This is a genomic window from Bradyrhizobium forestalis (assembly GCF_002795245.1).
In the GTDB taxonomy this organism is placed as follows: Bacteria; Pseudomonadota; Alphaproteobacteria; order Rhizobiales; family Xanthobacteraceae; genus Bradyrhizobium; species Bradyrhizobium forestalis.
In genome coordinates, this window is sequence record NZ_PGVG01000005.1 from 266,931 (window position 1) to 288,562 (window position 21,632).

22 protein-coding genes are annotated in these 21,632 nt (G+C 64.6%); 15 read left to right on the forward strand and 7 right to left on the reverse strand.

What is annotated here, in order from left to right; all coding sequences use genetic code 11:
- Window positions 1-8 precede the first annotated feature (8 nt).
- Window positions 9-989: a hydroxymethylbilane synthase gene (gene hemC / locus CVM73_RS09075; protein ID WP_100231645.1), complete on the forward strand. Its 981-nt coding sequence runs from the start codon at window positions 9-11 to the stop codon at window positions 987-989.
- Window positions 990-1,157: 168 nt separating this feature from the next.
- Here hemC and hemE read toward each other — a convergent pair whose 3' ends face one another.
- On the reverse strand, window positions 1,158-2,192 hold the full coding sequence (hemE, locus tag CVM73_RS09080) for a uroporphyrinogen decarboxylase (RefSeq protein ID WP_100231646.1): 1,035 nt from the start codon (window positions 2,190-2,192) through the stop codon (window positions 1,158-1,160).
- Between the two features lie 106 nt (window positions 2,193-2,298).
- Between hemE and CVM73_RS09085 the strand changes: the two genes are divergently transcribed.
- Both CVM73_RS09085 and CVM73_RS09090 read left to right on the forward strand, forming a co-directional pair.
- Window positions 2,299-2,514 (forward strand): hypothetical protein, encoded by a 216-nt coding sequence (locus CVM73_RS09085; RefSeq protein WP_167406726.1) that lies wholly within the window; start codon window positions 2,299-2,301, stop codon window positions 2,512-2,514.
- A gap of 175 nt (window positions 2,515-2,689) precedes the next feature.
- Window positions 2,690-4,594 carry a diguanylate cyclase gene (locus CVM73_RS09090; RefSeq protein ID WP_100231648.1) on the forward strand — a complete coding sequence of 635 codons (1,905 nt, stop codon included), beginning with the start codon at window positions 2,690-2,692 and terminating at the stop codon, window positions 4,592-4,594.
- A gap of 152 nt (window positions 4,595-4,746) precedes the next feature.
- Here the strand turns inward: CVM73_RS09090 and CVM73_RS09095 are convergent, their stop codons facing one another.
- The gene (locus tag CVM73_RS09095; protein WP_100231649.1) at window positions 4,747-4,965 is read right to left on the reverse strand and encodes a SlyX family protein; all 219 of its coding nucleotides are present in this window, start codon (window positions 4,963-4,965) and stop codon (window positions 4,747-4,749) included.
- A complete protein-coding gene (gene trhO / locus CVM73_RS09100; RefSeq protein WP_100231650.1) occupies window positions 4,955-5,722 on the reverse strand; it encodes an oxygen-dependent tRNA uridine(34) hydroxylase TrhO in 768 nt (255 codons plus the stop codon). The genes CVM73_RS09095 and trhO overlap by 11 nt, the downstream gene beginning before the upstream one ends.
- 209 nt (window positions 5,723-5,931) lie before the next feature.
- Between trhO and ggt the strand changes: the two genes are divergently transcribed.
- The 8 genes from ggt (at window position 5,932) to CVM73_RS09140 (ending at window position 13,961) form a co-directional block, all read left to right on the forward strand.
- Complete coding sequence (ggt, locus tag CVM73_RS09105; RefSeq protein ID WP_100231651.1) at window positions 5,932-7,518, forward strand: gamma-glutamyltransferase; 1,587 nt, start codon at window positions 5,932-5,934, stop codon at window positions 7,516-7,518.
- Between the two features lie 169 nt (window positions 7,519-7,687).
- The gene (locus CVM73_RS09110; protein WP_100231652.1) at window positions 7,688-8,302 is read left to right on the forward strand and encodes a (2Fe-2S)-binding protein; all 615 of its coding nucleotides are present in this window, start codon (window positions 7,688-7,690) and stop codon (window positions 8,300-8,302) included.
- 4 nt (window positions 8,303-8,306) lie between these two features.
- A complete protein-coding gene (locus CVM73_RS09115) occupies window positions 8,307-9,320 on the forward strand; it encodes an FAD binding domain-containing protein (protein ID WP_100231653.1) in 1,014 nt (337 codons plus the stop codon).
- A gap of 2 nt (window positions 9,321-9,322) precedes the next feature.
- Window positions 9,323-11,614 (forward strand): xanthine dehydrogenase family protein molybdopterin-binding subunit, encoded by a 2,292-nt coding sequence (locus CVM73_RS09120; protein ID WP_100231654.1) that lies wholly within the window; start codon window positions 9,323-9,325, stop codon window positions 11,612-11,614.
- A 61-nt stretch (window positions 11,615-11,675) separates the two neighbouring features.
- Window positions 11,676-12,140, forward strand: a complete 465-nt coding sequence (locus tag CVM73_RS09125) for an FKBP-type peptidyl-prolyl cis-trans isomerase (RefSeq protein ID WP_100231655.1) — start codon at window positions 11,676-11,678, stop codon at window positions 12,138-12,140.
- Between the two features lie 226 nt (window positions 12,141-12,366).
- Entirely contained in the window at window positions 12,367-12,876 is a 510-nt protein-coding gene (locus CVM73_RS09130) for a cupin domain-containing protein (RefSeq protein WP_100231656.1), read from the forward strand.
- A 132-nt stretch (window positions 12,877-13,008) separates the two neighbouring features.
- Entirely contained in the window at window positions 13,009-13,437 is a 429-nt protein-coding gene (locus tag CVM73_RS09135; protein WP_100231657.1) for a VOC family protein, read from the forward strand.
- 35 nt (window positions 13,438-13,472) lie between these two features.
- Window positions 13,473-13,961, forward strand: a complete 489-nt coding sequence (locus CVM73_RS09140; RefSeq protein WP_100231658.1) for a VOC family protein — start codon at window positions 13,473-13,475, stop codon at window positions 13,959-13,961.
- Between the two features lie 153 nt (window positions 13,962-14,114).
- Here CVM73_RS09140 and CVM73_RS09145 read toward each other — a convergent pair whose 3' ends face one another.
- Entirely contained in the window at window positions 14,115-15,269 is a 1,155-nt protein-coding gene (locus CVM73_RS09145; RefSeq protein WP_167406727.1) for a hypothetical protein, read from the reverse strand.
- A 2-nt stretch (window positions 15,270-15,271) separates the two neighbouring features.
- Window positions 15,272-15,973, reverse strand: coding sequence for a FecR domain-containing protein (locus CVM73_RS09150; RefSeq protein ID WP_167406728.1), 702 nt, complete (start codon window positions 15,971-15,973; stop codon window positions 15,272-15,274).
- A 51-nt stretch (window positions 15,974-16,024) separates the two neighbouring features.
- On the opposite strand from CVM73_RS09150, the gene CVM73_RS09155 reads away from it, so the two are divergent.
- Window positions 16,025-17,455: a phospholipid carrier-dependent glycosyltransferase gene (locus CVM73_RS09155; protein ID WP_100231661.1), complete on the forward strand. Its 1,431-nt coding sequence runs from the start codon at window positions 16,025-16,027 to the stop codon at window positions 17,453-17,455.
- A 54-nt stretch (window positions 17,456-17,509) separates the two neighbouring features.
- Here the strand turns inward: CVM73_RS09155 and CVM73_RS09160 are convergent, their stop codons facing one another.
- Window positions 17,510-18,151 carry an OmpA family protein gene (locus CVM73_RS09160; protein WP_100231662.1) on the reverse strand — a complete coding sequence of 214 codons (642 nt, stop codon included), beginning with the start codon at window positions 18,149-18,151 and terminating at the stop codon, window positions 17,510-17,512.
- Between the two features lie 362 nt (window positions 18,152-18,513).
- Here CVM73_RS09160 and CVM73_RS09165 point away from each other — a divergent pair, with 362 nt between their 5' ends.
- From CVM73_RS09165 to CVM73_RS09175, 3 genes are all read left to right on the forward strand, one after another.
- Window positions 18,514-18,759 (forward strand): hypothetical protein, encoded by a 246-nt coding sequence (locus CVM73_RS09165; RefSeq protein ID WP_100231663.1) that lies wholly within the window; start codon window positions 18,514-18,516, stop codon window positions 18,757-18,759.
- Between the two features lie 122 nt (window positions 18,760-18,881).
- On the forward strand, window positions 18,882-19,136 hold the full coding sequence (locus CVM73_RS09170) for a hypothetical protein (protein WP_100231664.1): 255 nt from the start codon (window positions 18,882-18,884) through the stop codon (window positions 19,134-19,136).
- Window positions 19,137-19,269: 133 nt separating this feature from the next.
- Complete coding sequence (locus CVM73_RS09175) at window positions 19,270-20,430, forward strand: winged helix-turn-helix domain-containing protein (RefSeq protein ID WP_100231665.1); 1,161 nt, start codon at window positions 19,270-19,272, stop codon at window positions 20,428-20,430.
- A 117-nt stretch (window positions 20,431-20,547) separates the two neighbouring features.
- Here CVM73_RS09175 and CVM73_RS09180 read toward each other — a convergent pair whose 3' ends face one another.
- Window positions 20,548-21,462, reverse strand: coding sequence for an NAD(P)-dependent oxidoreductase (locus CVM73_RS09180; protein ID WP_100231666.1), 915 nt, complete (start codon window positions 21,460-21,462; stop codon window positions 20,548-20,550).
- Window positions 21,463-21,632 lie beyond the last annotated feature (170 nt).

Sequence of the window (21,632 nt, forward strand, 5' to 3'; positions counted from 1 at the left end):
ACACGGGCTTGGCCACGCGACTGAAGATCGGCACACGCAAGAGCGCCATGGCGCTGGCACAGACGGAAGAGATCGCGCGCCGCCTGACCGCCGCCGTGCCCGGGCTCGATGTCGAGATCGTCAAGTTCGACACCACGGGCGATCTCGACCAGACCAGCAAGCTCTTGCCGCATGGCGGCAAGGGCGGTGCCTTCGTGGCGCAGATCCGCGCCGCCGTGCTGTCGGGCGAGCTGCAGGCGGCGATGCATTCGCTGAAGGACATGCCGGGCAACGAGGATACGCCCGGCCTCGTCATCGGCGCCACGCTGTCGCGCGATCCGCCCGGCGACGCGCTGGTGCTGCGCGACGGTGTGACGCTGGAGGCGCTGCGCCAGTCGCGCGGCAAGGGTTTCAAGATTGGCACCAACGCGGTGCGCCGGGCCGCCTATGCGCGGCGGTTGTTCCCGGAGGTCGAGGTGATCCACTTCCGCGGCGCCGCCGACACGCGCGTGCGCAAGCTCGACAATGGCGAGAAGCAGCGCCTGCCGGATGGCGGCGCGGTGGGCCCGGCCGACGCGCTGATCATGGCGCGCTCGGGTCTCGATCGCGTTGGTTTAGCCAGCCGCATCGCCTACGAGTTCACAGCGGCCGAGATGTTGCCTGCGGCGGGGCAGGGCATCGTCGCGGTCGAATGCGCCGCGCAGGACTGGCAGACGCGGCAGATCCTGTCATCGATCGACGATCCCGCCGCGCACGCCTCGGCCGACGCCGAGCGCGAGGTGCTCTGGGTGCTGAACGGCCACTGCAATTCGCCCGTGGCGGGGTTCTCGACCATCGCCGGCGATCAGATGTCGCTCGCCGCCTCCGTGCTCGACCTCTCCGGCAACACTATCATCGAAGCCTCGCGCACAGGTCCGGCCAATCGTCCGCGTGAGCTCGGCCGTGCTGTGGCATTGGATTTGCTGGCGAAGGGGGCGGCGGAGATCATCGAGCGCAGCCGGCCGCGCTGAGCCTCGCCGAAATCACAATCGGCGATCATGTCACCCTGCCCCTGTTTTGCCCGACAAGTCAAACGCGCGGGGCTAGTCATGCCAGCCCAAGCTTTTCAATGACTTGGCTACTGTGCATGGGGTTGTTTTCGCGGTTTTGTGTTGCCGCGCCCGAAGGGGCGAAATAAATCAGCCCCGCACGCGCTTGATCATCTGCTCGATATGGGCAATCGGGGTTTCCGGCTGGATGCCATGGCCGAGGTTGAAGATCAGCCGCCCTTGCGCAAAATTGGCCAGCACGTCATCAACCGCGCGGTCGAGCGCGGCGCCGCCTGATATCAGCGCCAGCGGATCGAGATTGCCCTGCACCGCGACCTTGCTCTGCACGCGCTCGCGGACGAAGGCCGGCTCTGCGGTCCAGTCGATGCTGACCGCGTTCACTCCGGTTGCCTCGACGTAAGCGGGCAGCAGCGCGCCGGCGCCGCGGGGGAAGCCGATGATCTTCGCATCGGGCACCTTCGCGCGCACGCCCTCCACAATGCGCCGCGTCGGTTCGGTCGACCAGCGCGCGAACTCGGCGGGCGGCAGCACGCCGGCCCAGGTGTCGAAGATCTGCAGCGCATCGGCACCGGCGGCGAGCTGCGCCAGCAGATACGCGATCGAGCTGTCGACCAGCACGTCGATGATTTTGGAAAACGCCTCGGGATGCCGGTAGGCCATCATCCGGGCCGGTGCCTGGTCCGGCGTGCCGTGGCCTGCGACCATGTAGGTCGCCACCGTCCACGGCGCGCCGCAAAAACCGATCAGCGCGGTCCTGGGATCGAGCGCGCTGCGCACGATCTTCAGTGCGTCGAACACCGGCTGAAGCTTGCCGAGATCGGCGTGCGGCGCCAGCGTTCCGACCTTTGCCGGATCGTCCAGCGGCTCGAGCCGCGGGCCTTCGCCGACCTCGAAGCGTACCGAGCGGCCGAGCGCGTAGGGGATCACCAAAATGTCGGAGAAGATGATTGCCGCGTCGAAGCCGAACCTGCGGATCGGCTGCAGTGTCACCTCGGCGGCAAGCTCCGGGTTGAAGCAGAGATCGAGGAAGCCGCCGGCCTTGGCGCGCACCTCGCGATATTCCGGCAAGTAGCGCCCGGCTTGGCGCATCATCCACATGGGCGGGACGGCTTGGCGCTGGCCGGAGAGCACGTCGATGAAAGGTTTCGTCGGAGACTGGGGCACGAATGGTCCTGCAGAAGGTTATGGCCTCTGATACACCGCCCCGGCCCTCAGCGGAACAGGGGAACCAGCGCAACCGGGCTGCGTTGATCAGCCAATGGAGGAGATCATGGCTGAGAGATTCAATCCCGCTCCGCACGACAAGCACGCCGTCGATCCGCGCGAAGCACGCGCTGCCGATCGCAACACCAGGCTCGATGCCGGACTGGAGGACACGTTCCCAGCTTCCGATCCCGTGAGCGCCGCGCAGCCGACGCCCTCGAAGGCCGATGCCGATGCCGAGCATCCCTCGCTGTGGAACAAGGTTAAGGCCATCTTCAGCTAGCGACGTCGGGCGCGCCGGATTCCGATAGGCGTGCTAATGTCCTGTTAGCGATGCCCAGATCGTTGCGTCCGTAGGACTACTGGAAACCGGGAAGATCGCCACGTATTCCGGTAGTCATTTCAGAATTCAATAACAGAAGCGGCAGAGTTTCCGAACGATCGGAGGACCCTGCCGCATGAGCGCTGCTACCCAACGAGCTGGATGGAGCCGTCTGCCGCTGCGCGCGGCGGCCTTCGTCGTGCTGACCTGCACGACCATCCTCGGCGTCAGCGGTTGGCGCGAATGGGCGGCACGCGACGCGGTGCTCAAGGGTGCCGAGACGGAGATGGCGAACGTTGCCCGTTCGCTGACACAGCATGCCGAGGACAGCCTCGATCTTCTGGATTCCGGCGTCGTCGGCGTGGTCAGCCGATTGGAGATGGATGGTGCTGGGCCCGCCACGATCGCGAAGCTGCGCATCCTGCTGGAGACGCGGAAGAAAGCGATCGAGCGCATTCACAGCCTTGCCATCACCGACGATCAGGGCAACTGGCTGACCTTGCCCGGTACGATCGGCTCGACCCTCAGCGACGACGCGTTCTTCCGTTATCACCAGATCTCCCCGAAACGAGAGCCTCATGTCGGCCGTCCCGTGAAGAGCCTCGTGGACGGCGAATGGGTCGTCACCCTGTCGCGCCGCTTCAACAAGCCGGACGGCGGCTTCGGCGGCGTGGTGCTCGCGACCATCAGCTCGAAATATCTTTCGCATTTCTACGAGCAGTTCGAGATCGGCCGCAACAGCTCGGTGTCGCTCACGCATGGCGACGGCATGATCATCGCGCGCAATCCCAGCAACGAGACATTCGTCGGACGCAGCGTCTCCGACAAGCCGCTGTTCCGCGAGCCGGATCTGCAACGGCCGAAGGGTGCCTATCATTTCAAGTCGCCGCTGGACGGTGCCGAGCGCGTCAGCTTCTTCAATCGCAGCAGCCGTTTCCCGCTCCTCCTGCTCGCCACCGTCGACAAGGACGAGTTGCTGGCGCCCTGGCGTGCGGCGGCGATCTCCCGCATGCTCTACGTGCTCGCGCTGGTGATGCTGATCGCGGTCATTGGCGGCGTGCTGGTGCGGCAGCTGCAGCGAGGCCAGCGCATGGCCGTCGCGCTGGCCGACAAGGAGGCGCATTTCCGCCTGCTCGCCGAAGGCTCCAGCGACATGGTGACGCGTATCGGGCTCGACGAGCGCTTGCGCTATGTCTCGCCCTCGTCGGTCCGCATCGTCGGCTGGCGCCCCAATCAGCTGATCGGCACGCCGGCTCTTGCCGGTATCAATCCGGAGGATCTGCCGGAGGTCCAGGCGATCGTCGACGCCATGAAGCGTGGCGAGAAGGAGGAGGCGCGTCTCACCTACCGCAACTCGCACCGGCAGAACGGCGAAATCTGGCTCGAATCGACCATGCGGGTGACGCGCAAGGAGAATGGCCGCATCGACGGCGTGGTCGCGATCTCCCGCGACATCACCGAGCACAAGAAGCTGGAAACCAGGCTCGAGACGCTTGCGATCGAGGACAGCCTCACCGGGCTCGCCAACCGCCGCCGCTTCGACGAGCGGCTGAAGGAGGAATGGGCGCGGGCCTACCGCGACCGCTCCAGCCTTGGTCTGTTGATGATCGATGTGGACCACTTCAAGGCCTACAACGATGAATACGGCCATCCCGCGGGCGATGCCTGCCTGCGCCGGATCGCAAAGATCATCGCGGCCGAGGCGCACCGCGCCGGCGATCTGGCGGCGCGCTATGGCGGCGAGGAATTCGCCGTGCTGCTGCCGAATACCGATGCCGCCAGCTGCGCCCGGGTCGGCGAACGAATCCGCGACGCCGTTCACCGGGCGGGCCTCGTCCACGCCTCGAGCCCGATTTCGGGACGCGTGAGCGCCTCGCTCGGCGGCGCGGCCTGCCGGCCGACGTTCGAGCGAACCGCAGGGGTTGCCGCGCTGGTGGAGGCCGCCGATCGCGCGCTCTACGCCGCCAAGGATGCCGGCCGCGACCGCCTGACGATGTCGGGCGAGGTCATGACCCTGCTGCCCAAGGCGTCAGGCCAGTAAGAGCCGGCCCAACAGCTACGTGTCCCGGACGCGACGCAGCGTGAAACGCTGCGGCGCTGAGCCGGGACCCAGCACTTATCTTGCCGCAATGATGGGCCCCGGTTCAGCAGCGCATCGCAAAGCGCGCTGCGCTGCGCCCGGGGCACGAGAATTCAATAATGCGGCGGAGGCTCGTTGGCGGGCCCCGGCGCATTTGCCTCGGCCTCCTGAAGCCGCTCATTGAGCTGCGCGATTTGCCGCGTCAGCGTGTCGATCTGCTTCCACTGCGCGGTGATGGTCTGGTTCAACGTCTCGATCGTGTCGTCCTGGTAGGCGATCCGCGCCTCCAGCGTGTCGATGCGCTCGCTCAGCGTCTTGATCTCATTCGTCACGTGCCGCGTCCTTGTCCCGTTCGCGCAAGCCGTGGCCGAGCGCCACGCGCTCGTCGAACACGAAGCATTCGCCGCGCCAGCGGCTCTGCGCCTCCGGCACCTCATCGAGATATCTCAGGATGCCGCCCTTGAGGTGGTAGACCTCGGCAAAGCCGCGGGCGAGCAGGTGCGCGCTCGCCTTTTCGCAGCGGATGCCGCCGGTGCAGAACATCGCGATCCTGCGGTGCTTGGCCGGATCGAGGCTGGCTGCGGCAAACTCCTTGAACTGGCCAAAGCTCTTGATGCCGGGGTCGACCGCGCCCTCGAACGTGCCCATCGCCACTTCGAAGGCGTTGCGGGTGTCGAGCAGCAGCGTGCCTGGGGCAGCGATCAGCGCGTTCCATTCGCGCGCATCGACATAGGTGCCGACCTGGCGCGTCGGATCGGCGGCCGCATCGCCCAGCGTGACGATCTCCTTCTTCAGCCGCACCTTGAGTCGGCCGAACGGCATCGCCGCCGCAGTCGAGAACTTCAATTCGAGATTGTTCAGCCGGCCGCCGAACATGTCGCCGTGTGCGAGCTCGTGGGCGAACGTGTCGATCGCCTCGGCCGCGCCCGCGATGGTGCCGTTGATGCCCTCCTCGGCCAGTAGCACGCTACCTTTCAGCGCAAGGCCAGCGCAGAACGCGCGCAGCGGCTCGCGCAGCTCGCGGTAATCGGGCAGGGCGGCGAATTGATAGAAGGCGCAGACCTTGTAAGCCGTATTCTTGGAAGTCATGGCCGCTCGTTTAGCAGGCGGCCGGCGCCTGGAAAACCCGCATCGCGAGAGCCTGCAAAAGGTCTATACGCCCAGCGGATGGCTGCCATTTCCCTGGTATGCCAGCATTGCCGAGGGCCGCCGGAATGTGTCATGTAGACCCGGTTTTTCCGAGACGGCGCGGCGCGCGCATCCACGGCCAAGAAAGCCTAACGAGAGCAAGACATTCGATGAGAAACTTCCATTTCCCCGGCAGGTCCACGGTCCACGCCACCAATGCGATGGTGGCGACCTCGCATCCGCAGGCCTCGCTGGCCGCGATCGAGGTGCTGCGAGAGGGCGGCACCGCAGTGGACGCAGCCGTCGCGGGTTCGGCCCTGCTCGGCGTGATCGAGCCGCAATCGACCGGTATCGGCGGTGACTGCTTTGCGCTGATCCAGCCGCGCGGCGAAGGCAAGATCATCGCCTATAACGGCTCCGGCCGCGCCCCGAAGGCGGCGAATGCCGACTGGTATCTCGAACGCAAGATCAATTCGGTGCCGCTGACCTCCGCGCACGCCGTCTCGATCCCCGGCGTGATCGACGCCTTTGCGACCGTGCTGCGCGATCACGGCAAGTTCGGCTTCGACCGCCTGCTCCAGCCCGCGATCAAGGCGGCCGAGGAAGGCTATGTCGTCGCCCCCCGCATCGCCTTCGACTGGAAGAACCAGTTCGAGAAGCTGAAAAACGGCACCAACACCGTGCGCTACCTGCTGCCGGGCGGCAAGCCGCCGGTGGCCGGCGACGTCATCCGCCAGGCCGAGCTCGGCAAGACGCTGCGCGCGCTCGCAAAGGACGGCCGCGACGCGTTCTACAAGGGCGAGATCGCGGAGGACATGGTCGAGACCCTCAGGGGCATCGGCGGTCTGCATACGCTCGACGATTTCGCCGCGCACACGACCGAAGTGACCACGCCGATCGGCACCATGTACAAGGGCTACGATTTCTGGCAGTGCCCGCCGAACGGCCCGGGCGTCACCGCGCTCTTGATGCTCAACATCCTGTCGCGCTTCGACCTGAGCAAGTATGCGCCCGTGAGCGTCGAGCGCTTCCATCTCGAGGCGGAAGCCGCGCGCATCGCCTACATGAATCGCGAGATGCATGTCGCTTCCCCCGAGCACATGAAGATCAACGTCGCCGAGATGCTCGAAAAGGGATTTGCCGACGAATACATCAGCAAGACCCGCATGGACGGCATGCTCGATCTGCCGAACGTCGCCCCGCCGATGAATCCTTCGACCATCTACATCACGGTGGTCGACAAGGACCGCAACGTCTGCTCGTTCATCAACTCGGTCGCGCATTCCTTCGGCTCGGCGATCGTCTCCAACAAGACCGGCGTCTTGTTCCAGAACCGCGCCGGCGGCTTCCGCATCCAGCCCGGCCATCCCAACTGCATCGAGGGCGGCAAGCGCCCGCTGCATACGATCATGCCGGGCCTGCTCACCAAGGGCGGCCGTTCGGTGATGCCGTTCGCGGTGATGGGCGGACAATATCAGCCGACCGGCCAGACCCACGTGCTGACCAACATCCTCGACTATGGCTGTGACGTGCAGGAGGCGATCGACATGCCGCGCGGCCTGCACTACGAGGGCCAGTATCAGCTCGAGGATAGCGTGCCGGCTGCGATCGTCGAAGGTTTGAAGAAGATCGGCCACAAGACCACCAGCGTGGTCGGTCCGCTCGGCGGCGCTCAGGCGATCTGGATCGACTGGGAGAAGGGCACGCTCACCGGCGGTTCCGATCCGCGCAAGGACGGCTGCGCGCTGGGCTATTGATCTCCGCTGCGAGGTTCCTCGCGCAGGATCAGGAAAAGTTGACGAAGGGCGGCGCGGCATTTGCTGCGCCGCCCTTTCTCGTTCGGAACGGAGCTCATTGCTCCAAGTTATGGGCCGATGAGCGGTGCAGGCGTGCGCTGCTTTTCTAGATAGCGGCGGAGGCCGGCCCATGTCCGACAAATCAAGTTCCCGACCATCCGGATTCGATCGGCGCGCCTTCATGGCCGGTGCCGCCGGAAGTGTACTGGTTCCGATGACGGCGCGTGCGGCTGCGCAAGATGCGAGTGAGACCGTCGCGCAAAATCCGTCGCTTCCCGTTGAGGTCACGCTGCGGGTGAACGGCAAGGACAAGCGCCTGAGCATCGATGCGCGCACCACGGTGCTCGATGCGCTGCGCGAACATCTCAAGCTCACCGGCAGCAAGAAGGGCTGCGACCACGGCCAGTGCGGCGCCTGCACGGTGCTGATCGATGATCGCCGCGTGGTGTCATGCCTGACGCTGGCGCTCGCCGCCGAAGGGCAGGAGATCACGACCATCGAGGGCCTCGCCACCGACGACCGCCTGCATCCGATGCAGCAGGCCTTCATCGACAACGACGCGTTCCAATGCGGCTACTGCACGCCCGGCCAGATCATGTCTGCCGTGGCCTGCGTGAGGGAGGGACATGCGGGAAACGAGCCCGACATCCGCGAATATATGAGCGGCAACATCTGCCGCTGCGCGGCCTATCCCAACATCGTCGCCGCCGTGAAGCAGGCCGCGCCCGAGATCATGAAAGGCTAGGCGCATGCGACCGTTTTCGTACCAGAGAGCATCAGACCCCGACATGGCCGTGCAGGCGCTCGGCGCCGCCGCGACCAATACTCCGCTGACAAAGGCGACAGCGCAGCCGCTTGCCGGCGGCACCACGCTGATCGATCTGATGAAGCTCGACGTGATGCGGCCCACTGCGATCGTCGATATCAATCCGCTGGCGCACGCCTGGTCGGCGATCGAGCCGGGTAGCGATGCCTTGCGGCTCGGCGCGCTGGCAAAGATGTCGGACGTCGCTGCGCACGCCGAGGTCCAGCGCAGCTATCCGGTGATCGCGGATTCGCTGAAGCTCGCCGCCAGCGCCCAGCTGCGCAACATGGCAACCCTCGGCGGCAACGTGATGCAGCGGACGCGCTGCAACTACTTCCGTGATGTCTCCTATGAGAATTGCAACAAGCGCAATCCCGGGTCCGGCTGCGCCGCAATGGACGGCGTCAATCGCATGCATGCGGTGCTCGGTACCTCCGATCAGTGCATCGCGACCTATCCTGGTGATTTTGCCCAGGCATTGATCGCTCTGGATGCAACGGTCGAGATCACGGGCAAGGCCGGTACGCGCAGCATGCCGTTCGCGCAGCTTCACAAGGCGCCGGGAAGTACGCCCGACATTGAGACCGCGCTTCAGCCCGGCGATCTGATCTCGGCGTTCTCCATTTCCGGACGCTGGCCGCGCTCGGTGTATCTCAAGGCGCGCGACCGGCAATCCTACGAATTCGCACTGTCGTCGGCTGCGATAGCGCTCGACGTGCAGGATGGCACGATCAGGGACGCCCGCGTCGCGCTCGGCGGCGTCGCCACCGTGCCGTGGCGGGCGCGCGAGGCGGAGGCTTTATTGAAGGGACACAGGTTCGACGAAGCGCTGGCGCAGCGCGTCGCCGATGCCGCCTTTGCGGACGCCCGCGGCCGCCGGCACAACAGCTTCAAGATCGCGCTCGGCAAGCGAGTGGTGGCACGCGCGCTCCAGCAGGCCGTAACGATGGAGATCTGACCATGACCGCCGCAGCTCCCGAGCCCAAGACGAATATGGGTCAATCCGTGCCGCGCTATGATGCAGCCGCAAAGGTCACAGGGCGGGCGACCTATGCCTCCGACATGCCGCTGGACAATCCGGCCTACGCATTCCTGGTCACCAGCGCCATCGCCAAGGGGCGCATCGACCGCTTCGATCTCGACGATGCCGGGCGCGTCCGCGGCGTGATCGACATCGTCACGCACGAGAACGCCCCGAAACTGAAGGAATCGAAACTCTTCAGCAACGGCGGCTATGCCGGCACCACGATCCAGCCGCTCAGATCGGCCGAGATCGCGCATGACGGCCAGATCATCGCCGTGGTGATCGCGGAGAGCTATGAGGCCGCGCGCGAGGCCGCCAACCGCATCAAGGTCAGCTACACCGCGGCGGCGCCGAGCGCGAGCTTCGACTCGCCGGGAACGACCATGGCAGCCGCCAAGGGACAGAATGCGCAATTCAAGGAAGATCCTGCGGTCGGCGACTTCGCCAAGGCGTTCGATGCGGCCGAGGTCAAGCTCACCGCTTCCTACGATACGCCGACCCAGCACCACAATCCGATGGAGCTGTTCACGACGAGCTGCGCCTGGATGGGCGACAATCTCGTCATCTACGAGGGCAGTCAGTATGTCTACGGCCTGAAGAACGGCGTGGCCGAGCAGCTCGGCATCGACGCGGACAAGGTGCGCGTGGTCAATCCCTATGTCGGCGGCGGGTTTGGTTCGCGCGGCTCGATGACACCGCGGACCGCCATCATCGCCGGCATTGCCAAGCGCCTGAACCGCCCGATCAAGCTGGTCCCGACCCGCGACCAGGGCTTCACCATCGCGACCTACCGCGCCGAGACGCGGCATGAGATCAAGCTTGGTGCAAGCCGGGATGGCAAGCTGGTCGCTTTGAGGCATGAGGGGGCTGAAGTCTCCTCGCGCCCCGACGCCTATTGCGTCGGCGGCACCAAGACGACGACGCGGCTTTATGCCTGCCCGAACGTGGACAGCCTGGTCTCGATCGTGCGCGCCGATCGCAACACGCCCGGCTTCATGCGCTCGCCCCCGGAGGTGCCGTATCTGTTCGCGCTGGAGAGCGCGCTGGACGAGCTGGCAGCGAAGCTCAACATGGATCCAATCGAGCTTCGCCGCATCAACGATGCCACCAACGAGCCGATTGGTGGCAAGCCCTACACGTCGCGATCGCTCATGGCGTGCTTCGACGAAGCCGCCAAGGCGTTCGGCTGGTCGCAGCGCTCGTCGCAGCCGAAATCGACGTCGGACGGCAACTGGCTGATCGGCTATGGCTGCGCCGCCACCTGCTATCCGACCCAGATGGGGCCGTCCGCCGCGCGTGTGCGCCTGCAGCGCGATGGCCGCACCCGCGTCGAGATCGCCGGCCACGAGATCGGCACCGGCGCCTATACCGTCATCGCCCAGACCGCGGCCGAGCGGCTCGGCGTGCCGCTCGAGAAGGTCGCGGTCTTCATGGGCGACAGCGATCTGCCGCCCGCGCCGGTTGCCGGGGGATCGAACTCGACCGCCAGCACCTGCTCGGCGGTGATGATGGTGTGCGATCAGATCCGACAGCGCCTGTTCAAGGCGGTGATGCCGAGCGACAGCCTCACCGACAAGGCCAAGGAGACTGTCGGCATCAGCCCGGCGCCGTCGACCCGGGCGGCGAAGGGCGATCGGTCCCTCGATCTCGAAAAGGCCTTCGATGCGCTCGGTGTCGGCGTCGTCGAGGAATATGGCGAGTGGAAGCCGGAAGGCGCGCCGCTGGATTCATTCCGCGCCATGCACAACGGGCAGGTACGGCTCGTCGGCGGTCATGCCATGAAGGACCAGATCGCCTACGCTTTCGGCGCAGAGTTCGTCGAGGTCCGCGTCAACCGCTTCACGCATGAAATCCGCTGCCCCCGCCTGGTCGGTGCGTTCGCGGCGGGCCGTATCATGAATCCGCGCACCGCACGCAGCCAGCTGATGGGAGGCCTGATCTGGGGCATGTCCTCGGCGCTGCTGGAAGCCACCGAGATCGACGAGCGCAATGCGCGCTACGTCAATGACAATCTTGCCGACTATCTCGTGCCCGTGAATGCCGATGTGTCCGGCGTCGAGGTGATCATGCTCTCCGAGCAGGACGATCGCATCAACCCGGTGGGCGCCAAGGGCCTCGGCGAGCTTGCCAATGTCGGCACCAATGCCGCGATCTGCAACGCGATCTATCACGCCACCGGACAGCGCATCCGCAAGCTGCCGGTTCGGCTGGAAAATATCGAGGTCTAAAGGGGTGGAAACGGCGACGGCGTTGGGTTAGACACCTCCCGCCTCAAATGGAAGGTGTCTTATGCAGCGTTTCCAGCGCGTGCTCCTCGCTATCATGTCGGCACTCGCGATCACGGTGATCGCCAACGTGTCCGATTTCGTTTCCACCACGGCCTCGGCCCAGACCGCAGGAAAGACCATGACCACAGCTTCAGGCTTGCAGATCATCGACTCCACCGTCGGCACCGGTGCCTCGCCGCAGCCCGGTCAGATCTGTGTGATGCACTATACCGGCTGGCTCTATGAAAACGGTCAGAAGGGCAAGAAATTCGACTCGTCCGTCGACCGCAAGGAGCCGTTCGAGTTTCCTATCGGCAAGGGCCGCGTCATCGCCGGCTGGGACGAGGGCGTCGCCTCGATGAAGGTCGGCGGCAAGCGCACGCTGATCATCCCGCCGCAACTCGGCTACGGCGCCCGCGGCGCCGGCGGCGTGATCCCGCCGAACGCGACGCTGATGTTCGACGTGGAATTGCTCGCGGTGAAATAACGGCGCAGCCGTCATTCCGGGATGGTCCGAAGGACCAGACCCGGAATCTCGAGATTCTCAGGGGCGGTGCCCACAAAAGCACAAACAAAAAGACCGGCCCGTTGGGCCGGTCTTTTCGCTTTCAGTGGCAACGTCTGGCGGCTACGAGGGCTTCGATTTTGGTATGGCTTGCGGAGGCGGCTTTAGGTTAGTTTGCCGCGCACGGAACCAACAGAAAGCAAGCCCCATGACCGGCCATGATCATTCGCATTCCCACCATGACCACGATCATGAGCGCTGGAAGCATGATGGCGTGCGCGTCATTCCGGGCAACCAGCTCGACACCAACGTGCCGTCGACGGCCGGCATGGATCGCGCGGCCGCCATCAATTTCGCGCGCGTCGGTGCGCAGAAATTGTGGGCTGGCACGGTCAGCATCAAGCCGGATGCCAAGACCGGCGCGCATCATCACGGCCATCTCGAAAGCGTCATCTACGTGGTGAAGGGCAAGGCGCGGATGCGCTGGGGCGAGAGCCTGCAGTTCACCGCGGAGGCCGGCCCCGGCGATTTCATCTTCGTGCCGCCCTACGTGCCGCACCAGGAGATCAATGCCAGCCCGGACGAGGTGCTGGAATGCGTGCTGGTGCGCAGCGACGGCGAGGCGGTGGCGATCAATCTCGACATCGAGCCGGTCGAGAAGCCCGAGACCGTGCTGTGGATCGACCCGGTGCACCGCGATCCCAACGAGAAGAAGTAAGGCTTGCCCGAGAGGCCTGCTGGTTCTGTGCGACAGAACCACGCAGGCGCGGCCTTTAAAATATCCGGAAGCGGTGTCGGATGGCCGTCGAGCCATCCGTCCTTGGGCAGAACCCCGCCCAAGGAGCTTCCGATGCCCAAGATGATTTTCGTCAGCCTGCCGGTGACCGACGTCAAGCGCGCTACCGCCTTTTACGAGGCGATCGGCGCGGCCAGGAACCCGCAATTCAGCGACGACACGACGAGTTGCATGGTCATTTCCGAGACCATCTTCGTCATGCTGGCGACCCACGACAAATTCCGCCAATTCACGCCGCGGCCGATCGCCGATGCGAGGGCCTCGAGCCAGGTGTTGCTCTGCCTGTCCGCGGACAGCCGCAACGAGGTCGACGATATCGTCGGCAAGGCCGTGGTCGCGGGCGGGGTGGCCGATCCCAGTCCGAAGGACGAATACAGCTTCATGTACGGCCGCAGCTTCGAGGATCCCGATGGGCATATGTGGGGCGTGAACTGGATGGATCTTTCGGCCGCGCCTCTGCAGCCCGACATGGCGAGCGCCTGACCCAAGCCCAGACGATCTGAAGAGGAGCATTCACGATGTCCAAGCTCGTGCCCTGCATGTGGTTCAACGGCGATGCCGAGGACGCTGCAACATTCTACGTCTCGCTGGTCCCGAATTCAGAGATCACGCACGTCCAGCGCAACGTTTCGGACGGCCCCTCCGGCAAGGAAGGCTCCGTGCTCGTCGTCGAGTTCACGGTGGCCGGCCAGCCGCTGGTCGCACTCAACGGCGGCATGAAGATGGAATATACCCACGCGATCTCGCTGATGATCCATTGCGACGACCAGGCTCAGGTCGACAGCGTCTGGACCGCGTTCCTCGCCCATGGCGGCAAGGAGGAGCAGTGCGGCTGGCTGAGGGATCGCTGGGGCGTGGCCTGGCAGGTGGTGCCGAAAGTGATGTTCGAGTTCCTGTCGAGCCCGGACAAGGCCGCAGCGGCGCGCGCGATGCAGGCCATGATGAAGATGGTGAAGCTGGACGTCGAAGCCCTGCGCCGCGCGTTCGAGGGCAAGTCGGCGGCGTGAGAGGGCTGTAATCTCTCCACATACTCGGTGTCATCGCCCGGCTTGACCGGGCGATCCAGTACTCCGAGACGGCAGTGATTGAGTCGAGAAGCTGCGGCGTACTGGATGCCCCGGTCGAGCCGGGGCATGACAACGGGAATTTGAAAGGCCCGCTTAATAATTGATCCTCAACCCCACGCCGCCGTGGATGGTGTTGCCGACCGGCTGCGGACCCAGCGTGCCGTTGGCGAACAGGTCCACGATCCAGCCCTTCTGCACGCGGAAGCCGAGGCGGCCGCCATATTCGAACCAGCCCTGGTTGCCCATGGTCGGCACCACCACGCCGTTGCCGGTCACCGTGGCGACGATGCCGCTATGGCCGGCGAAGGACTGCACCCAGCCGCCATTGATGTTGGTCTCGATGTTGCTGCCGAACAGATGCGTCCACTGGCCGCCGATCTTTACGAGGCTGGTGCGGTCGGTGCCGGTCGCGATGCTGGCGTCGAATGGATTGAAGGCCACTGCGCTGTCGGTATAGCCCGACACACGTTGCCAGAGCTGCCAGACCTCGATCGAGGCCGCGACCTCGTCGCGCGGCGAGAGGCGGCTCATCCAGCCGGCGCGGCCGTAGACCGCGTAGTTCGATGCATTGGTCGAGCTCGTCACGCTCACCGGGCCGAGACTGGTGCTGTAGCTGCGCGTGTAGCGCGCCTTCTCCCACGGTGTCAGGATGGTGCCGACATCGAAGAACGGGCGCGACGAGCCCCAGTCGGTAAAGTCATAGCGTAGCGCAAAAGCGCCGATCGGTGCGCTTGTGATCTTGTAGCCGCCCTCGTTGTATTGCGTGTAGGCGATGCCGGCGAGCAGCGACAGATTGTTGGTCAGCTCCTTGCGGCCGTGGATGCCGGCCGAGAACGAGCCGGCCGAGCCGAACGCGCTGATGCAATCGCTGCAATTGATCTGCTCGTTGACACCGAGCAGCACCGTGCCGAGCACCCGGTTGGTGATCATCTGGTTGAAGCGCTGATTGGCGAGGCCGCCGATCGAATTGCCGCTGGAATCCGCACCGGTCGGTCCCGACGGCGGAGGATACGGGCTCGGTGAAGGCGACGGATAGGGGCTCGGCGACGGGGAGGGAGTCGGAGTGGGTGACGGAGACGGCGACGGAGAATAGGTCGGAGACGGACTGGGATTTGGCTCACCGCACTCGGACCCGCACTCCGATGCCTGCGCAGCCGCCGGGCGGGCATTCAACGGGACAAGCGCAAGCGCCGCAGTTGCGGTCAGCGCAGCGGCGAGGCTGAGGTGCCGGACGTCGAATCTTGCCATTGTCACCGCCCGCACAGCATGCCCTCGTCCTGGACGGCGGGCGTGATGGTCGGCGAGGCGCCGGCGTACTGGTTGACCGCGCACAACCCGGCGCTCGCGGCGCAGTTGGCGGCGAAGGTCCAGGGCGGCGTGTTGGTCTTGGTGATGCTCACCTTGCCGCCGGTCGAGGTGATGATTGCGGTGTCGCCGGGTTGGGTGAGCTGCACGCACTGAGAGCTCTTCGTGCAGACGCTGGCCGCGCCGTCCTGAAGTACGACCACGGAGCGCCCGCGCTGCGAGAGAATGTCGAGCGTGGTGCCGCGCACGCCGATGGTCGCGAGCGGCGTCGTGATCTTGTAGGCGGCCTTGTCGGAGTGTCCGGTGACGAAGCGGAAGGCGCCGGTGGTCATGCGGATCGCGACGTCACGGTAGCTGTGCTCGTCGTTGAAGACGGTGCGGTCGAGCTTCAGCGTGGCGCTCGGCCCGAGCGACAGGTTGGTGCTGTCGGCCATCACGAAACGCGCCGCGCTGTCGGCGCCGGTGCGCACGGTCTCGTCGCGCAGCATGCTGTCGCCGACATTGATCGGCGTCGTGGTCGCGGCGACGCGCACCACTTCGTTCTGGATCACGACGGCTTCGCCGACGCGTGTCTGCGCCTGCGCGCAAGGGCTTGCACACAATGCGACCGTCGACAGGATGGGGAAAAGCCAAAAACGCAAATTCATTTCGCAACCGATCGATGTGTCCCTGATCGTACCGGATCGCGCTCGTTTGCGATGTGGCGAAATTATCACAAGCGGCGCGGGACGTGCGCTATGCTTAGTGACAGTTGCGGCAGAATGCGTTCAATGAAAAGTGCCGTCCCTGTTTTTCTCCGCGGTGAAGCAGATTTGCCACGCAAAACGTCCCCACAAAAGTCGCTTGAAACAGCCGCGGTTCCGATGATGTCGCGGAGCGCAGTGATTGCTGTCGCGATTTTCCTGATCGCGCATCTGGCGCTGTTGATCGGACTCACCACGCCGGAAAAATTCGTCTTCGACGAGGTGCACTACGTGCCGGCGGCGCGCCAGATGCTGGCTCCCGTGATGTCGCAGCCGATGCTCAATCCGATGCATCCGCCGCTGGCCAAGGAGCTGATCGCGGCATCGATCGCAACCTTCGGCGATAACGCGCTTGGCTGGCGTTATCCCGCGACAGTGTTCGGCGCGCTCGCGATCGTCGCGATCTATCTGTGCGGCCTCGCGCTGTTTTCCGCACAAGGGCCCGCGATCGCGGCGGCGCTGATCGCTGGTTTCAACCAGATGGTCTATGTGCAGGCGCGCATCGCCATGCTGGACATTTTTGCGCTCGGCTTCGGCCTGCTCGCGACCGCCGCCTTCATGCATGGTTTTCGCAGAGAGCGGCCGCAGGCGATGTTTGCGCTCGCGGGCAGCCTGTTCGGCTGTGCGGCGGCCTGCAAATGGAGCGGCTTGTTTCCGCTTGGTGTCTGCATCGTTATCGTTGCGGTGATCCGCCTGATGCAGGGCTGGCATACGCTGTTCTCCGACGCGAAGCCGGACGACTGGTATCGGCCGGAGCTTTGGCCAAGCCTGAAGCCGCATCATATAGCGCTCTGCTTCGCCGTCTTGCCGACGGTGGCCTATCTTGCCGCCTTCGTCCCGCTCTACGGATTGTCGCTGCCGGATTTGATCGAGGCGCAGCGGCGGATCTTTGCCGACAACACCACGACGGCCATCGCCGGCCACACCTATATGAGCGCATGGCCATCCTGGCCGTTGCTCGCGCGCCCGGTCTGGTTCCTGTTCGACAAGACCGCAGAGGACAACGTCGCTGCGATCGTCTTCCTCGGCAATCCGCTGGTCGCATGGCCGGCGTTGCTCGCGCTCGTCGTGGTGCTGCGAGATTTCATCGTGGCGCGGCGCTGGGACGCGTTCCTGATCGCGGCATTCTATTTCGGCCCCTGGCTCGCCTGGGCGTTGCTGCCGCGCACCCTGGGCTTCATCTACTACTACCTGCCGGCCGCCACGGCGGCGTCCCTGGCGCTGGTCTATGTGCTGCGCCGGGAAGGGCTGCCGCGCTGGCTGCTGTGGACTTATGTCGGCGTCGCCGCGGCCGGCTTTGCAATCATGCTGCCGATTTCCGCAGCATTCATCGGCACGTCCATGCGGACCTTCGGCCGCCTGATGCTGTTCCAGAGCTGGATATGACATCGCCGCCTGCCGGGCTGCGGCAGGCGGCGTATTTTGCCCGACGACCGCGAGTTACTTCGCCGCGGTCTTGGTGTCCATGTTCACGACCTGGACGCGGCGGTTGATCGGGGCGGCGCCGTTGACGGTATCCTTCAGCTTGGTCTTGCCGTAGCCGACGGTGACCAGATCGTTGCCGTTGAGGCCGTAGTTCTGCATCAGGTACTTCTTGATGGTGTCGGCGCGCCGTTCGGAGAGCCCTTGATTGTACTCTTCGCCGCCGATCGCGTCGGTGTGGCCGGCGACCACGAAGGTCGAGCCCTTGAGCGCCGGATCGGACAAGGCCTTGCCGAGCGCCTGCACCGAGGCCACCGACGTCTTGGCGATGTCGGCCGAGTTGTAGTCGAACTGGATCTCCAGATCGATCTTCGGCTTGGTCGCAGCTAACTCGGCGATCTGCTCGCGCTCGCCCGTCGAGAGCGAGCGGGTCGAGCGGTTGCGCACGGTGTTCAGGAAGGTCGCTTCCTTGGCCTGCGCGGTCGTGTCGGCCTGCGGACCGACGGAGAGGCCGCGGGTCGCCGGCTTCGGCTTCAGCGCATCGATGATCTGGCCGGCGGAGATGTTGTTGTCGCCGGCCAGCGCAAGGCTCGCCGTCATCGACAGGGCCGTGGAGAGAGTAATCGCCTTCAGCCCAAAGAACTTATCAAAACGGGTCATTGTCGTATCCTCGCTGTTACGCCTGATGGCAATTTGATGCTGCGAGCCTAGGGCAGGTTCAACGGAGCTGATGTGATCTTGATCACATTCGAAACTGCGAGCCGAGGTCACTCTGGTCCGGTTCGATCGTTCGCAGTTTGCTTTCGAACCGGCAGGGGGTCCGGGAAACCCGCGTGAACGTCGCAAAGGCGTCGCCTCCCGGCCCGCCCGCGAACAAGAATTCGTCCAGAAGGCCGCCTAGCACGCTTCGATCATTCGACAATTCGTCCGCGACAGGAGCCGAGTTCCGTCCAGTGCCGAGGCCAACTGACTATCAACTTTATCGCAGTGGCCCGCCGGATCGGACAGTGTCCCTGAGCTCAATGCCCATCTATATCGGCGCAGCGATGATCGCGGTGGCAATCCTGCTGTCGACGCTGATCACGGGGCTGACCTCCCGCTATGTCGGGCTTGAAGGGCCGACCGAGGAAAACATGTGGCTGGTCGACCGCCTCACCGGCAGCGTTTATCGCTGCCAGGCGGAGGGACGTGGCAAGGCCGTGTGCGAGCCGGATGTCGCGACCGGAAGCCTCGGTGACCGGTCGAAGGCGCCGAAAGACGGCCGCTGAAAGCCCCTGCCTTCGCAGCGCAACATGAAAATTGTCTTCTCCGCGAAACGTCTGCGCGAGAGAATGCGTAATTGCGAAGGCCGGCATGACGCCGGTTTCGTTTTACTTGAGGAGACGTTTCGATGAAGACCTTGCTCACGGCCGCAGCCTTTGTCGCGTTCACACTTTCGCTGTCACCCGCATCCGCGGCGATGATGGCGTGCACCAAGGACAACATGATGAAGTCCGCCGCCGCGATGGGCGGTACGCCCGATACCCCGGCCAAGATGGCGTCCAACAAGGAAATGGCCATGGCCAACGCCGACATGAGCAATGGCAAGATGAAGAGCGCCTGCATGCACTACATGAAATCGCAGAAGGCGATGATGGCGAAGTAGGCTTCGGCAGGTCATCCGCCGCGCTGTCAGCAGATGGCAGCGCGGTTTTTCTTTGGCCGCTTCGGCGCCGTCCTTTTTTCTTCGATCTTTCTTCCTTCTTGTCGGCGCGAATCCCGCTACATTGCCACCTGCAATGTCCCGCACGCCCAAACCGCTTCCACTCACCACGACACAGGCCCGGCAGATCTGGCTGCATGCCCAGCGGCTGGACGAGCGCACCCCGTTCGGCGAGGGCGCGCACGCCGTCGCGGACGCGGTCGCCCATCTCGGCTATGTGCAGATCGACACCATCAACGTCATCGAGCGGTGTCATCACCACATCCTGTTCAGCCGCATTCCGTCCTATCGTCGTGCCGATCTGCGCCATGCCCAGAACATCGATAAAAGCGTGTTCGAATACTGGACGCACGCGCTCTCCTACGTGCCGGCGAACGACTTCCGCTTTTTCCTGCCGGCGATGCGCGAGCATCGGCGTGAGGGACACAAATGGTTCGCCTCGGTGAAGCCGGCCGACACACGCAAGGTGATGCGGCTGCTGCGTGCCGGTCCGCTGACGATCCGCGACATCGACGACGACGTGCTCGTCGAGAAGGAGCATCTGTGGCAGAGCCGCAAGCCGTCGAAGCGGGCGTTGCAGCTCGCCTTCTATACCGGCGCCGTGACCATCAGCGAGCGCCAGGGCATGCTCAAGACCTATGAGCTGATGGCGCGCCATTTCGGCTGGGACAAGCTGCCGAAGCCGGCTTCGGCGAAGGAGATCGCGGCCTATCTGCTCGACCGCGCGCTGCGCTCGCAGGGCGTGGTCAGCCTCGATTCGATCTGCCATCTCGACGCGCCGAGCAAGAAGCCGGTCGCCCGCCTGATCGCCTCGCGCGTCCGCCGCGGCGAGCTCGTGCCTGTTACGATCGAGGGCGCCGGCAAGCAGGAGCATTGGGCCTCGCCCGCTGCGCTGGAGCCGCATGAGGTGTCGCCCGATCTGGTCCACATCCTTTCGCCGTTCGATCCCCTGATCATCCAGCGCAAGCGCACCAACCTCATCTTCGGCTACAACCATCTGTTCGAAGCCTATGTGCCGAAGGCCAAGCGCAAGCTCGGCTATTTCGCGCTGCCGGTGCTGGTCGGCGACGAGATCGTCGCCGCGCTCGACCTGAAGACCGACCGGCAGGCGAAGAAGCTGTTGATGCAGAAATGGACCTGGGTCGGGCAGGGCAAGAAGACGGCAGGGCGCAAGGAGCTAAAGCGGAAGGTCGAAGAGGAGCTGCACCGCTTCGAGCAATTCCAGCTGGCCGACTAAAGCGCGACAGGATTTGGACGAATCGTCATCGCGCTCGAGGTTGTCGTTTGCGCATGATCTTTCCGGAAAACCGCTTCGCACTTTTCCGGATCATGCTTTGAGTGTCGCTGCCTCAGCCTATCCGCCAGCTCGTGCGAACCTTTCAGACGCGACGTGCGCATATCGGTCCAGCACGTCGTCTGTCGAATAGCCCGGGCGTCGCGCAAACTCCTCCCGCAGGCCCAGCCGTGCAGAGACTTTCAATCGCTCTGCCGTGGCGACCGTCATCAGGGGATCGAAGCCCAGTTCCCGCAGGCCCGTCGCCACTCCGTCCATCTCGACCGCGCGGCGCTCGGCATGCAGCACGTCGGAGCGGACGCACATGTCGAGGAACTTGCTGAACGTGGTGGCATCCATCGACGCGCAGATCCCGCGCATGATTTCATCACGCACGCCGGCGAGCGTTGCCGCGGTCAGCGCCTCGACCAATAGCGCCTCCATGCCTTTCGTCACCACGCTTCGCAGCATCTTCACCGCTGCTGCCGTTCCGGCTTCGGGACCCGCAACCTCGATGCGGAAGCCGAGCGGCCTGAAGGCGTTGGCGAAGCGCTCGGCGCCGCTGCCGGAAGTGTAGAGCGTGACCGCTGCACCGTAGAGATCGACCGAGCCCATCAGGTTGGCGTCCGCGAACACGCCGCCGCGAGCTTCGACGGCTGCGGCGACACTTTTTTTCGACTGCGGGGTTGCGGCGTTGATGTCGACCACGAGACAGCCGGGACGCATGACCCTGGAAATGGCCTCACCCGTCTCGGCTGCGACTGCAACGACGACGGCGGAAAATATCACATCCACCTCCGCCAGATCCTCGAGCCGATCGAGGAGGGTGACGCCACAATCGGCTGCCATCGCACGAAAGGCCGGCGAGTAGGGCGGCGCGTTGGTCTTGCCCTGGCAGAACGCGACGATCGGCGCTCCGGTCTGGGCCGCGAGGTGTTTTGCGAAGCATTGCGCGGCCTCGCCAAATCCGACGAAAGCGACCTTGGGGTGCGGCATGAAGTTTCTCCGTATCGACCGAGGAGTGAGGTCTATTCGCAGCTTCACCGCAGCCATTGTGCCGGGTTCGTCACAAGAGTCAATGAATCGGTTCATCAAATGCGCCGTTTCTGAAGCTTGTCCGCAATGGCATAAAGAAATATAGCCAAAACCATGAAGAGAACTTGCCG